Origin of the sequence: Eubacterium sp. An3 (assembly GCF_002159465.1) — a bacterium.
GTDB classification, from domain to species: Bacteria; Bacillota; Clostridia; order Lachnospirales; family Lachnospiraceae; genus Anaerobutyricum; species Anaerobutyricum stercoris.
Map to the genome: position 1 here is coordinate 1 of NZ_NFIR01000017.1, position 13422 is coordinate 13422.

The window sequence follows — 13422 nt, forward strand, 5'->3', positions numbered from 1 at the left end:
GATCTCCTAGCAGAAATGTGAGAGACCCCTTAGAGACGATGAGGTAGATAGGGCAGGGGTGGAAGTGCAGCGATGCATGGAGCTGACTGCTACTAATCGGTCGAAAGCTTGACCTAAAATAAAAAAACTATTGACAAAAGATAAAAAGTCTGATATAATGTGTGCAGTTTTGAAGGTACATCTTCAATACAGGGGATTGGTCAAATGGTATGATAGGGGTCTCCAAAACCTTTGGTGGGAGTTCGATTCTCTCATCCCCTGTTAAACCAAATTCCTTCAACAGAATATATGGTCCATTGGTCAAGCGGTTAAGACGCCGCCCTCTCACGGCGGAAACAGGGGTTCGATTCCCCTATGGACTACTTCAATAGAGACGTTTAGAACTTGTATAAGTTTTAAACGTTTTTGTGCTATAATAAACAGAAACAGGAAAATGAGGGAAGAATTATGGATTTTTTTGAACAATTAAAGAAAAATGTAGTCCAGGCGGGGCAGACAGTGGCAGACAAAGCAAAGAAAACGACGGATATTCTGAAATTGAAAGAACAGATTCGACAGGACAAAAGAGAAATCCGGGATATCACTTACAGGATTGGAAAGACTTATATTAAACTTCATCAAAATGACTATGAAGAAGAATATGAAAAATATTTTCAGTCATTAAAAACAGTAAAAGAAGCTCTGGCCGAAAAAGAGCAGGATCTGCAGAAAATGTATGACAAAGTTCGCTGCACAGAATGTGGTGCGGAAATGTCTTCATCGGATGATTACTGTCCGAAATGTGGTACAGCCGCTGCATTTGATGCGGAGTTAAAAGAAGAAAAAATAATCGATTTCAAGGATGATGATGACCATTTTGGCGATAGTGATATTGCCCGGGAAGAGTAATGGTCGTTGCCCTGATGAAGCTGTTGCAAAAAACGTATGCTGCATTGATATTCTGTATATTTTGCCACGAATATATGATACCTGTGCGGACAGAACGTTTTGCAGCAGCTTTTTCTTTTGCACGAATAGTATTTTGAGGAAACGGAGAGCAGAAGGGGTAAAATGGAACGTTTGATATACCATGTGGACGTCAACAGCGCTTATCTGAGTTGGGAAGCTACAGAACAGTTAAAAAATGGAGCCGAGATTGATATCAGAGATATTCCTGCCATCATCGGCGGCGATACGGCAAGGCGAAAAGGTGTCGTGCTGGCAAAGTCCATTCCGGCGAAAGCCTATGGAATCCGGACCGGTGAGCCGGTGACTGACGCTCTGAAAAAATGTCCGGAATTGAAAAGTTTTTCGCCTGATTTCAAACTATATAAAAAATATTCCAGAGCATTTATAGAAATCTTAAAAAAATATGCGCCCGTAGTGGAGCAGGTATCTATCGATGAGGCGTATCTGGACATGAGCGGGCTTCATTATTTCTATAAAAATGTGACGGAAGCTGCCGAGCTGATACAAAAAGAAATTCGGGAGACATTGAAATTTACCGTCAATATTGGCATTTCTAACTGTAAAGTACTGGCGAAAATGGCGTCTGATTTTGAAAAACCCGATAAAATACATACACTTTTTACATCAGAGATTGCAGATAAAATGTGGCCCTTGCCAGTAAGAGAATTATTCTTTACAGGAGCGGCGGCAGCAGCCAGATTAAACAGCCTGGGCATCCGGACCATCGGCGATCTGGCAAACAGCGATCCGACCTTCATTAAATCTCATCTGAAAAGCCACGGCGAGGTGTTATGGCGGTATGCCAATGGCATCGATGATTCGCCGGTCAAAGAGGAACGGGACCAGGCCAAGGGATACGGTAATTCCACTACCCTCAGCAAAGATGTGACCGAGTACGAGGAAGCGGCAAAGATACTGCTGCAGCTCAGCGAGACTGTGGCAAGGCGGCTGCGTATCGATAAGATATACGCTCAGACCATTGACGTGGAGATTAAGGACTATCAGTTCCGGAAGCGTTCGCACCAGAAAGTGCTTGATTATTCCACCAACACAACAGATGACCTCTACCGTATAAGCTGCCAGCTTTTTAAAGAACTGTGGGACGGCACGCCGATCCGGCTTCTCGGCGTCCGATGCACTAAACTTACCGAAGAAAAAATAGAACCCAAAAAGCCCGAAGAAAAGGAACCGATTCCATTCCTGTATGAAAATGAAAAGTCCGGCCAGATAACCATGGACTTCTGGATGCAGGAAATGCAGCCGCAGCAGAACGAAACAGACAACACTAAAAAGTCAGAGAACACAGCAAAACGCAAACATGCGGGAGAAACCAATGAAATGAAAAAACAGGCGACAGAGGAAAATGCAAGAAAACACCACCGAAAAATGGAGCAGCTGGATGCCGCTATGGACAAAATCCGCAGCAAATACGGAGAAAAATCCATAGGCCGGGCCGGCCTCCTCTTCCGTGACGACAACGAACAATAACAACGGGCGCCCGTTTATCCTTAATATACGAAGGAAAACAAAAAAGCGAAGACTTTTTCTTGAAAAAAAAAGGGTGTTACACTATAATTATTCTGTTTGCAAAAAAGCAGGTAACAAACTATTATATTCAGAAGAAAACCATCAGGGCTGCCCTGATTTAGTTAAGGAGTACAATATGACTGCAAATCATAGTAACATTGATATAAATGAATCTGTTCCGGTGCAGGAACCGCAGCGTCAGCGCTGGTTTATGGCAAAGTGCCGGGAACTGGTGAAGATGAGAGAGCAGGAACTGGGCAGGAAGCTCACCTTCCATGACCAGACCTTCGGCTGTCAGATGAACTTTAAGGATTCAGAGAAGCTCAACGGGATTCTGGAGGAGATCGGCTATGTGCCGACGGACAACGAGGACGCGGATTTTGTCTATTATAATACCTGTACCGTGCGGGAAAATGCCAATATCCGTGTGTACGGACGTCTGGGCACTTTGAAGACGTACAAAAAGAAGAATCCTGATATGATCATTGCCATGTGCGGCTGTATGATGCAGGAAGAAGAAGAGGTTCAGAAAGTAAAAGACGTCTATACATTTGTGGATATCGTTTTCGGCACCCACAACATTTTCAAGCTGGCGGAGCTTCTGTACGAGGCGCTGAGCAGCAAGCGGAGAGTGTTCGATGTCTGGGAAAAGACGGATATGATCATCGAAGATCTGCCAAGCGACCGGAAGTTTGATTTTAAGGCCGGCGTAAACATTATGTTCGGCTGCAACAATTTCTGCAGCTACTGTATTGTTCCGTATGTGCGGGGAAGAGAGCGGAGTCGCAGACCGGAGGACATCGTTGCCGAGGTGGAGAAGCTGGCGCAGGAAGGCGTCGTGGAGATCATGCTTCTCGGACAGAATGTCAATTCCTATGGAAAGAACCTGGATGAGCCGGTGAGCTTTGCGAAGCTTCTTCAGATGGTGGAGAAGGTGGACGGCATTGAGAGGATTCGTTTCATGACTTCCCATCCGAAGGATCTGTCTGACGAACTCATCGAAGTGATGGCGGCGTCAAAGAAGATCTGCCGGCATCTGCATTTGCCGGTACAGTCCGGCAGCAGCCGCATTTTAAATCTCATGAACCGGAAATACACGAAGGAACAGTATCTGGAGCTGGTAGGAAAGCTTCGGGCAGCCATGCCGGATCTGGCTATCACCACGGATATCATCGTGGGCTTCCCGGGAGAGACCGAAGAAGATTTTCAGGAGACGCTGGACATTGTACGCAAAGCAGAGTACGACAGTGCATTTACTTTTATCTATTCCAAACGTTCCGGCACTCCGGCGGCGAAGATGGAAAACCAGGTACCGGAAGATGTGGCGCATGAGAGATTTGACCGCCTCCTGAAAGTAGTCAATGAGGTGGCAAGGGAGAAAAATGCAAGACTTCAGGGAAGAACGGAGCTGGTTCTGGCGGAAGCCATTGATGAGAAAGATCCGTCCATGATCACCGGACGGCTGTCCAATAATAACGTGGTACATTTCACGGCTGATTCGTCCGTCATCGGTAAGATCGTGCCGGTGGTACTTGAGGAAGCGAAAGGATTCTACTATCTGGGGAGGTTGAGCAATGGCTAAACTTACTCCCATGATGGAACAGTATTTTGAGATAAAAAATCAATATAAGGACTGCATTTTGTTTTACCGTCTGGGGGATTTCTATGAGATGTTTTTTGATGACGCGCTGACGGCGTCCAAGGAACTGGAGATCACTCTGACGGGAAAAAACTGCGGTCAGGAGGAGAGGGCGCCGATGTGCGGCGTTCCTTTTCATTCCTGTGAACCTTATATCAACAAACTGGTGGAGCGGGGATACCGCGTCGCCATCTGCGAGCAGGTGGAGGATCCGAAGGCGGCAAAGGGAATCGTAAAAAGAGACGTCATCCGGGTGGTGACGCCGGGTACCAATACGCTGACCCAGAGTCTGGACGAGAGCAGAAACAACTATATTATGAGCGTTTTCTGCGAAGATGATAAGTTCGGTATCGCCGTCTGCGACCTGTCCACGGGAGAGTTCCGGACAACCCAGCTGGAACATCAGGACGCCCTGCTGGATGAGATGAACAAGTTTCAGCCGGCAGAGATTATCTGCAACGACGGCTTCTGTATCTGCGGTGTGGATTTTGAATATATAAAAGAAAAAATCGGAACGGTCATCACCCCGGTGGCCAGCTACTATTTTGAGACGGAACACTGCGAGAAGATGATCAAGGAGCAGTATCACCTGATCAATCTGGAGGGCATCGGTCTTGCCGATTACCCGTTCGGCATCGTGGCAAGCGGCGGATTGCTGCAATATCTTCATGAGACTCAGAAGACATCCCTGTCCCATCTCATGGAGCTGACGCCTTATTCCACTCAGAATTATATGGTGCTGGACAGCGCCACCCGGCGGAATCTGGAATTGTGCGAGACTCTGCGGGAGAAAACCAAGAAGGGAAGCCTTCTCTGGGTACTTGACAAGACAAAGACTGCCATGGGCGCCCGGATGCTCCGTAATATGGTAGAGCAGCCGCTCATCCACAAGCAGGCCATCCAGGAGAGGCTGGACGCCGTGGAGATGCTCAAAGAAAATGTAATGGCCAGAGAAGAGCTGCGGGAGTACATGAACTCCATCTACGACCTGGAGAGACTGACCATGAAGGTCAGCTACCGTTCCGCCAATCCGAGGGATCTCATTTCCTTTAAGACTTCCATTCAGTATCTGCCATACATTAAAGATATTCTGGGGCAGTTCAGCAAGGGTGTGCTGGCGAAGATGGGAGAAGACCTGGATACCCTGGAAGACCTGTACACTCTGCTGGAGGAATCTATCGAGGAAGACCCGCCGATCCCAATCAAGGAAGGCGGTATTTTGAAAGAGGGATATCATGAGGAGGTCGACCATCTCAAGAAAGCCAAGACCGAGGGAAAGACCTGGCTGGCAGAGCTTGAGGAACGGGAGAGGGAGAAGACCGGCATTAAAAATCTCCGGGTGCGATACAATAAAGTGTTCGGTTATTACATAGAAGTGACCAATTCTTATAAAGACCTGGTGCCGGATTATTACATCCGCCGCCAGACCCTCGCCAACGCGGAGAGATATACGACGGAAGAGCTTTTGGAGCTGGCCCGGACCATTCTCGGCGCGGAGGAGAAACTCTGCGCGTTGGAATACGAACTTTACGTGGAGATCCGGGAGCAGCTGGCGTCTCAGATGGAGAGAATCCAGAAGACCGCCCACATCATCGCGTGGCTGGATGCTTTTGCTTCCCTGGCGGTGGTGGCGGAACAGAACGGTTACGTGCGTCCTTCCATCAATCAGAGAGGCGTCATTGACATCAAGGACGGAAGACATCCGGTGGTGGAGAAAATGATGAGGGGCGATTTGTTTGTGGCGAATGATACGCTTCTTGACCATAAGAAGAACCGGGTAAATGTGATCACCGGACCGAATATGGCAGGAAAATCCACCTACATGCGTCAGACGGCGCTCATCGTACTGATGGCGCAGATCGGCTCTTTTGTGCCGGCCAAGTCTGCGAGCATCGGTTTGGTGGACCGGATATTTACCAGAGTAGGAGCCTCTGATGACCTGGCTTCCGGGCAGAGTACATTTATGGTGGAAATGAGTGAAGTAGCCAATATCCTTCGCCATGCCACTAAAGACAGCTTGCTGATCCTCGATGAGATCGGCCGGGGAACCAGCACCTATGACGGACTGTCCATCGCCTGGGCTGTGGTGGAATACATTGCGGGCTCCAGTCTTGCCGGCGCCAAGACATTGTTTGCCACCCACTACCATGAGCTGACCGAGCTGGAAGGCAAGCTTTCCGGCGTCAACAATTACTGTATTGCCGTGCAGGAAAAGGGCGACAATATCATTTTCCTGCGGAAAATCATCAAAGGAAGCGCCGATAAGAGCTACGGAATTCAGGTGGCGAAGCTGGCCGGCGTGCCGGAGGCAGTTATCGAACGTGCGAAGGAGATCGCCGAGGAGCTGGAACGCTCCGACATCGCTGCCAATACCGGAAACATTATCGGGAAAACAGAAACCGGCGAAGAACCGGTGCAGCTTTCTTTATTCGATACCATGGGAATCATGCCGGTGGAAGTGAAAGAAAGCCCTGTGGAAAAAGAATTAAAAGAGATGGATTTGGGGAATATGACGCCGATCCAGGCGCTCAATGCGCTGTATGAGCTGCAGCAGAAATGCAGGTAGCTGCGTAGGAGGCAAAGAATTCTGCGGGAAGGTGTATGAAGAATACGATGCTGGCGGCAGGATTGATAAAAGAAATATACAGGCAGAATAGTAACATAAGAAATGTACGGGCGGGGAATCGCCGGCAGAAAGGAGGAATCCATGGCTGTAATAAATGTACTGGATCAGAATACGATTAATCAGATCGCCGCGGGCGAAGTAGTGGAGCGGCCGGCTTCTATCGTGAAGGAGCTGGTGGAAAACGCGGTGGACGCCCGTTCCACGGCGGTGACCATCGAGATCAAGGGCGGCGGCATTGATTTTATCCGCATCACCGACAACGGCAGCGGCATTGAGAAAGAACAGATTAAGAAGGCGTTCCTCCGGCATGCCACCAGCAAGATTTCTTCGGCGGAAGATTTGGAGACCGTCGGTTCTCTGGGATTCCGGGGCGAGGCTCTTTCCAGTATCGCCGCCGTGGCAAAGGTGGAGGTTATAACCAAGACCGACGAGGGGATCTCCGGCGTCCGCTATGTGATGGAAGGCGGCGAGGAGGTATCCTTCGAAGAAATCGGCTGCCCGGAGGGAACCACATTTGTGGTGCGCAATCTTTTTTACAATACGCCGGCCCGGCGGAAGTTTTTGAAGTCTGCCATGACAGAATCGGGCTATGTGGAGGCCTTTGTGCAGCGGCTGGCGCTGAGCCATCCGGACATTTCCTTCAAATTTATCTGCGATAGTAAGAATAAAATATCCACCTCGGGAAACGGCAACCTCAAAGATGTTATTTATCATTTATATGGAAGAGACATTGCCATGAACCTGCTGGAAGTACATTTTAAGGAGAGCGGTATTTCCATCGACGGCTTCGTGGGCAAGCCGGTGATTTCCCGGGGAAACCGGAGTTACGAGAATTATTTTGTCAACGGAAGATACCTGAAGAACAACATCATCACCAAGGGCATCGAGGAGGGCTACAAAGGCCATTCCATGGTGCATAAGTTCCCGTTCACGGCTTTGATGATTGAGATGGATTCCCGTCTGTTCGATGTAAATGTACACCCGGCCAAGATGGAAATGCGTTTTAAAAACGGCGAGGAGCTCTACTCCGCCATGGTCAGCGCCGTGCGGGGAAGCTTTGTAAAAAAAGACCTGATACCGAAGGTTTCCCTTTCCAGAGAACAGGGCAGCAGCCTGCCGTTAAGAAAGAAAACACCGGAGCCTTTTGAAAAGAAACGCCGGGAGATTGAAGAACGTTTTTCCAATCTCTCAAAGGAACGTCTCGAGGAGATCAAAAGACGGAAGCAGGAGGAAGAAAACAGTTCATCCCCTTCATCGCAGCCTGCGGCTTCGGCGTCTACTTCCACTCTGGCAGACCGAGAGGCAGAACGGCGCATCGCCAGCATGAACGTGGGAGAGATGCCGCAGCTTAAGCAGGAGATCGACCAGGCCATCGCCGGCCGGCAGGTATCCGAAAAAACAAAGCCAGCTGCGGAGAGCCCGGCTGCTCCACAGGAAGGCGAGGCTGCAGCACCGGCGCAGGCAGGATATCCGTCTACGGAAACCATATCACAGGAGGCCGCAGTTCTTCCGGTGAAGGAAGCACAGGGCTATGTGGTGGGCGAGCAGATGAGCCTTACGGATATGCCGCTTTTATCGAAAGAGGCGCGGCCGCGGCATCGGCTCATCGGACAGGTGTTTAAGACCTACTGGATCGTGGAATACGAGGAACAGCTCTTTTTTGTGGACCAGCATGCCGCCCATGAAAAGGTCATGTACGAGCGGCTCAGGAAGAATCTTCAGGAAAAGACCATCGATCAGCAGATGGTGGCGCCTCCGATCATCCTCTCTTTTTCCATCAAAGAGAAGGAGAAATATCTGATGTTTCAGGATGCCTTTGCGGCACTGGGCTTCCAGATTGAGGAATTTGGCGGCGGAGACTACTGCATCCGCGCGGTGCCGGCTAACCTTTTCGGCATCAACCAGCAGGATCTGTTCATTGAGCTTCTGGACAGCCTCGATGAGGGCAGCAGCAAATTAAACCTTGACATCATTACCGACAAGCTGGCCTCCATGGCCTGCAAGGCGGCGGTGAAAGGCAACCAGAAAATGAGCTTTCAGGAGATGGACAGCCTCATGGACCAGCTGCTGGAACTGGAGAATCCTTACCAGTGTCCGCACGGTCGGCCGACCATCATCTCCATGACAAAATACGAGCTGGAGAAGAAGTTTAAGAGGATTGTGTGAAATGGGAATGGCCGGACGAAACGACATGGCGCGTCACCGTCGTCTGTCCGCCAAATCCCGGAGGAAGGCAAAAAATCACCCGCAAATCACATTTGTGGAATATTATCATAAATTGTAGAATATAAATGGATATGAATATGAAAACAGAAAAGAGACCGCTGCTGATTCTTACAGGGCCGACGGCGGCCGGAAAGACCGCATTGTCGATCCAGCTGGCAAAGGCTGTGGGCGGGGAGATTATCAGCGCGGATTCCATGCAGATTTATAAAAAAATGAATATCGGAACGGCGAAGATCCGGCCGGAGGAGATGCAGGGCGTGCCGCATTTTCTGGTGGATCAGCTGGACCCGAAGGAAGAATTCAATGTGGTCCGGTTCCAGGAGATGGCAAAGGACGCCATGGAGCAGATTTATGAGCGGGGACATATTCCCGTTGTTGTGGGAGGAACCGGCTTTTATATTCAGGCTCTTCTATATGACATTGATTTTTCTGTCCATGAGTCGGAGGAGACGTACCGCCGGGAACTGACAAAGCTGGCGGAGGAGAGAGGAAAGGAGTATCTGTATGAGATGCTCCGGAAGGTTGACCCGGAGTATGCGTCGGCTCTCCACGCCAATAATGTAAAAAAAGTGATCCGGGCGCTGGAGTATTTTCATGAGACCGGAGAGAAGCTTTCTGTCCATAACGCCAGTCAGCGGGAAAAATACTCACCGTATCAGTTTGCTTATTTTGTTCTCAATGAAAAAAGAGAACTTCTTTATGAGCGGATTAATGGCAGAGTGGATCTCATGATGCAGGAAGGTCTGCTGCAAGAGGTGGAAGGACTGGTGGAAGAAGGATGTAAAAGAGATATGGTGTCCATGCAGGGAATCGGCTATAAAGAATTTTTTGACTATTTTGACGGAAAAAAGACGCTGGAAGAGACAGTGGAACAGATTAAACTGGATACGAGACATTTTGCAAAACGGCAGCTTACCTGGTTCCGCCGGGAAAAAGAAGTGATCTGGTTTGATAAAGGAGACTACGACAGCGAAGAAGCGCTGCTGGCGGAAATGCTGCGCCGGGCGGAAGAAAGAGGCATTTGCAGGAGAGGAAAGAAAAAAGATGAATGAAGAACAGCAGATTTTGGAACAATACTATGAATCCATGGGAATAAGCAGACCGGTGTTCCGGTTTTGTTCACAGATAGAAGAAAGACTGAAAGAGCGTTTTGCGCAGATCGACGCCATTACGGAATGCAATCAGATGAAGGTTCTTGGCGCCATGCGTAAAAACCGTCTCAGCGAAGCCTGTTTCGCGCCGACAACCGGTTATGGTTACAATGATATCGGCCGCGAAACACTGGAAAAAATCTATGCGGATGTTTTTAAGACTGAAGATGCGCTTGTGCGTCCGCAGATTACCTGCGGTACCCACGCGCTGGCTCTGGCGCTGATGAGTCAGCTTCGTCCTGGAGACGAACTGCTTTCTCCGGTGGGAAAGCCTTATGATACTCTGGAGGAAGTCATCGGTATCCGGCCGTCCAACGGCTCTCTGGCAGAGTACGGGATCAGCTACCGTCAGGTGGATCTGCTGCCGGACGGAGGCTTTGACTGGGACGGCATCGAGGCCGCGCTCAATGATAAGACCAGAATGGTGACCATCCAGCGCTCCAAGGGATATGCTTCAAGACCTACGCTGTCTGTGGAGAGAATCGGAGAACTGATCACATTTATTAAGGAAAGAAAGCCGGATGTGCTCTGTATGGTGGATAATTGCTATGGAGAGTTTGTGGAGCTCACGGAGCCGTCGGAGGTGGGGGCAGACCTGGTGGTAGGTTCTCTCATCAAGAATCCGGGCGGCGGGCTGGCTCCCATCGGCGGCTACCTTTGCGGAACGAAAGAATGTATTGAACGGGCTGCATACCGCCTGACCTCTCCGGGGCTGGGAAAAGAAGTGGGGGCCACTCTGGGCGTTACTTCCACTCTGACCCAGGGACTGTTTCTGGCTCCTACGGTAGTAAAGGGAGCGTTAAAAGGCGCGATTTTTGCTGCGAATATTTATGAGACTCTCGGATATACCGTCATACCGGACAGCCGGGAGAGCCGCCACGATATTATCCAGGAGGTGGAATTTCATGATCCGCAGCTGATGACGGCTTTCTGCGAGGGAATTCAGGCAGCGGCACCGGTGGACAGTTTTGTCCGGCCCGAGCCGTGGGATATGCCGGGATATGATTCCCAGGTCATCATGGCAGCGGGAGCCTTCGTCTCCGGTTCTTCCATTGAACTGAGCGCCGACGGGCCAATGAAAGAACCTTTTGCCGTTTATTTTCAGGGAGGGCTTACCTGGGAACATGCCAAGTACGGCATTATGATGTCGCTGCAGAAAATATATGAGACAGGAAAAGTCCGTCTGCCGGAAACAGAAGACTAAGACGGGAAAGAGTAAATCTGTCCGGAACAGCAGCCGTCCCCAACGTCATTTTTTTGTAACATATTACACAAAAAATTAAGGAAACCGCCGCCGGGAAAGTATATACAAACCTTGTTTTATATGTTAAAATATTTTACTAGGCCAGCTTTCTGATTTGCGCCTGGAGAGACAGGGGAGGCAAGATGGAGAAGCGGTTTAAAACTATGAAAGAGCGGCCGGTTACGGAACGGCCCTATGAAAAATGTCTGGAATATGGACCGGAAGCATTGAGCGACGGAGAGCTTCTGGCGGTTATCCTTCGGTCCGGAACCAGAGAGTGCAGTGCGCTTGAGCTTGCATGGAAGATTCTTGAAAAGCATCCGGTTTACAAAGGCATTGCAGGGTTGTATCATATGAGGATAGGAATGCTCAAAGAGATACCTGGAATTGGCGACGTGAAGGCCATTGAGATTCTGTGTATTCTTGAGTTGTCTAAACGGCTTTCCCGGGCGTCTGCTGTGGGAGAGATCAGTTTTAATTCTCCGGACTCCATTGCGGCATATTATATGGAGACCATGAGACATCTTGAAGAGGAGAGAGTCCTTCTTTTACTTTTGGATGGCAAGCATCACCTGAGAAAAGAGATTTTTTTGTCTCAGGGGACGGCGGACAGCGCTTATGTGTCGGTGAAGACCATTTTTGTAGAAGCATTCCGCCATGAGGCGGTGCATATCATACTGCTGCATAATCACCCTTCGGGATGCCCGGAGCCAAGCAGAGAAGATCTGGTACTCACAAGACGAATCCGGGAAGCGGGGGAACTGCTGGGGATTCCGCTTACAGACCATATCATCATCGGAGACCGCTGTTTTACCAGTTTACGGGAACAGGGAATGATGTAAAGGCCGCGCACGGACAAGCTGTCTGTGATTTTCTGATGATGAGCAGTCGAAAGAGATATTAAAAAGGAAAGAAAAGAAACAGCCCGGAGCATGGCGCTGACGATAAAGATTATGTCGGCGGCCGGCGCCGGAGATTCATAAAGATTAGGAAAGGAGACATACCGATGTCCGAAAAAATATATGGAATTGACATGGGAACGAATTCCATTAAAATTTATCAGAAATCTGCAGGAGTAGTTGTACATCAGAAGAACATGATTGCCATGGTGAAAAAGAGCGATCCTATGGCCATGGGAGACGAGGCTTATTCCATGTATGAAAAGGCGCCGAAGAATATAGAGGTGAAGCATCCGATCGTAAATGGAGTAATTGCGGATTTCTCGGCAATGCAGACGATGATTCAGCTTTATTTCAAAGGCTTTAAGGGTAAAAAAGCTGCGGAAGGGCTGACGGCAAACGGAACATCGGAGTTTTATATAGCAGTTCCGACAGATATCACAGAGGTGGAGAAAAGAGCGTTCCATGATCTGATCGCCAGCTCTTCATTAAAGACCAAGAAGATCCGTCTTGTGGAAAAACCAATTGCGGATGCGCTCGGCGCGGGTCTTGATGTGATGGATGCCACAGGACGGCTGATCGTCAATATCGGCGCAGATACTACAGAGATCAGTCTGATTAGTCTTGGCGGAATTGTGCAGAGCCGCCTCCTTAAGATTGGTGGAACAAGATTTGATGAGGCCATTCAGCAGGCCGTCAAGAAAAAACATAATCTGGTCATCGGTATGAAAAGTGCAGAGCGTTTGAAAATGCAGCTTGCCAGCGGCATCAAAGAGGACGAGGAAGTGACTTATGACGTGATGGGGCGTAATCTGATCACCGGTCTTCCAAACAGGGTGACAGTAACCAATCATCTGATTTATGAGGCCATGTCCGAGAGCATGTCTTCCGTTATTGACGCCATCAAATTTATTCTGGAAAAAACTCCGCCGGAATTATCTATGGATATCATGCATGACGGAATCTGCATGACCGGCGGTTCGACACATATTAAAAATCTTGATCTGCTGATTCAGCAGGAGACAGGTCTTTCCATCATGAAAATGGAAGAACCGGAGCTTACGGTTGTCAAAGGCCTTGGAATGATTATGGAGAATCCGGACTACGAGAGAATTGCCAACAATTTTCTGGAGTCTGATTTCCGGTAACAATTAGACAGTATA

Annotated in this window: 9 protein-coding genes, 2 tRNA genes and 1 rRNA gene; all 12 read left to right on the top strand. The window is 49.1% G+C overall.

What is annotated here, in order from left to right; genetic code table 11:
• A 23S ribosomal RNA gene (locus B5F87_RS13100) occupies nt 1-116 on the top strand; the annotation flags it as partial.
• Nucleotides 117-190: 74 nt separating this feature from the next.
• A tRNA-Trp gene (locus B5F87_RS13105) sits at nt 191-261 on the top strand.
• Between the two features lie 29 nt (nt 262-290).
• Nucleotides 291-362 (top strand) — tRNA-Glu (locus B5F87_RS13110).
• Nucleotides 363-447: 85 nt separating this feature from the next.
• Nucleotides 448-888, top strand: a complete 441-nt coding sequence (locus B5F87_RS13115; RefSeq protein WP_087281750.1) for a zinc ribbon domain-containing protein — start codon at nt 448-450, stop codon at nt 886-888.
• A 162-nt stretch (nt 889-1050) separates the two neighbouring features.
• Nucleotides 1051-2436 carry a DNA polymerase IV gene (locus tag B5F87_RS13120; RefSeq protein ID WP_087281752.1) on the top strand — a complete coding sequence of 462 codons (1386 nt, stop codon included), beginning with the start codon at nt 1051-1053 and terminating at the stop codon, nt 2434-2436.
• Between the two features lie 175 nt (nt 2437-2611).
• Nucleotides 2612-4057: a tRNA (N6-isopentenyl adenosine(37)-C2)-methylthiotransferase MiaB gene (gene miaB, locus B5F87_RS13125; protein ID WP_087281754.1), complete on the top strand. Its 1446-nt coding sequence runs from the start codon at nt 2612-2614 to the stop codon at nt 4055-4057.
• Nucleotides 4050-6680, top strand: coding sequence for a DNA mismatch repair protein MutS (gene mutS, locus B5F87_RS13130; protein ID WP_087281756.1), 2631 nt, complete (start codon nt 4050-4052; stop codon nt 6678-6680). Before miaB ends, mutS begins: the two co-directional genes overlap by 8 nt.
• A 141-nt stretch (nt 6681-6821) precedes the next feature.
• A complete protein-coding gene (gene mutL / locus B5F87_RS13135; protein WP_087281758.1) occupies nt 6822-8906 on the top strand; it encodes a DNA mismatch repair endonuclease MutL in 2085 nt (694 codons plus the stop codon).
• A gap of 137 nt (nt 8907-9043) precedes the next feature.
• Nucleotides 9044-10018 carry a tRNA (adenosine(37)-N6)-dimethylallyltransferase MiaA gene (miaA, locus tag B5F87_RS13140; protein WP_343215768.1) on the top strand — a complete coding sequence of 325 codons (975 nt, stop codon included), beginning with the start codon at nt 9044-9046 and terminating at the stop codon, nt 10016-10018.
• Complete coding sequence (locus B5F87_RS13145) at nt 10011-11321, top strand: methionine gamma-lyase family protein (RefSeq protein WP_087281760.1); 1311 nt, start codon at nt 10011-10013, stop codon at nt 11319-11321. Before miaA ends, B5F87_RS13145 begins: the two co-directional genes overlap by 8 nt.
• Nucleotides 11322-11503: 182 nt before the next feature.
• On the top strand, nt 11504-12202 hold the full coding sequence (radC, locus tag B5F87_RS13150; protein ID WP_087281762.1) for a DNA repair protein RadC: 699 nt from the start codon (nt 11504-11506) through the stop codon (nt 12200-12202).
• A gap of 164 nt (nt 12203-12366) precedes the next feature.
• Nucleotides 12367-13407 (top strand): rod shape-determining protein, encoded by a 1041-nt coding sequence (locus B5F87_RS13155; protein WP_087281764.1) that lies wholly within the window; start codon nt 12367-12369, stop codon nt 13405-13407.
• The last annotated feature ends 15 nt before the right edge of the window (nt 13408-13422 follow it).

Coding starts and splice junctions, on each gene's coding strand:
- B5F87_RS13115 (WP_087281750.1), top strand. CDS start 448: ATGGATTTTTTTGAACAATTAAAGAAAAATGTAGTCCAGGCGGGGCAG.
- B5F87_RS13120 (WP_087281752.1), top strand. CDS start 1,051: ATGGAACGTTTGATATACCATGTGGACGTCAACAGCGCTTATCTGAGT.
- miaB (WP_087281754.1), top strand. CDS start 2,612: ATGACTGCAAATCATAGTAACATTGATATAAATGAATCTGTTCCGGTG.
- mutS (WP_087281756.1), top strand. CDS start 4,050: ATGGCTAAACTTACTCCCATGATGGAACAGTATTTTGAGATAAAAAAT.
- mutL (WP_087281758.1), top strand. CDS start 6,822: ATGGCTGTAATAAATGTACTGGATCAGAATACGATTAATCAGATCGCC.
- miaA (WP_343215768.1), top strand. CDS start 9,044: ATGAAAACAGAAAAGAGACCGCTGCTGATTCTTACAGGGCCGACGGCG.
- B5F87_RS13145 (WP_087281760.1), top strand. CDS start 10,011: ATGAATGAAGAACAGCAGATTTTGGAACAATACTATGAATCCATGGGA.
- radC (WP_087281762.1), top strand. CDS start 11,504: ATGGAGAAGCGGTTTAAAACTATGAAAGAGCGGCCGGTTACGGAACGG.
- B5F87_RS13155 (WP_087281764.1), top strand. CDS start 12,367: ATGTCCGAAAAAATATATGGAATTGACATGGGAACGAATTCCATTAAA.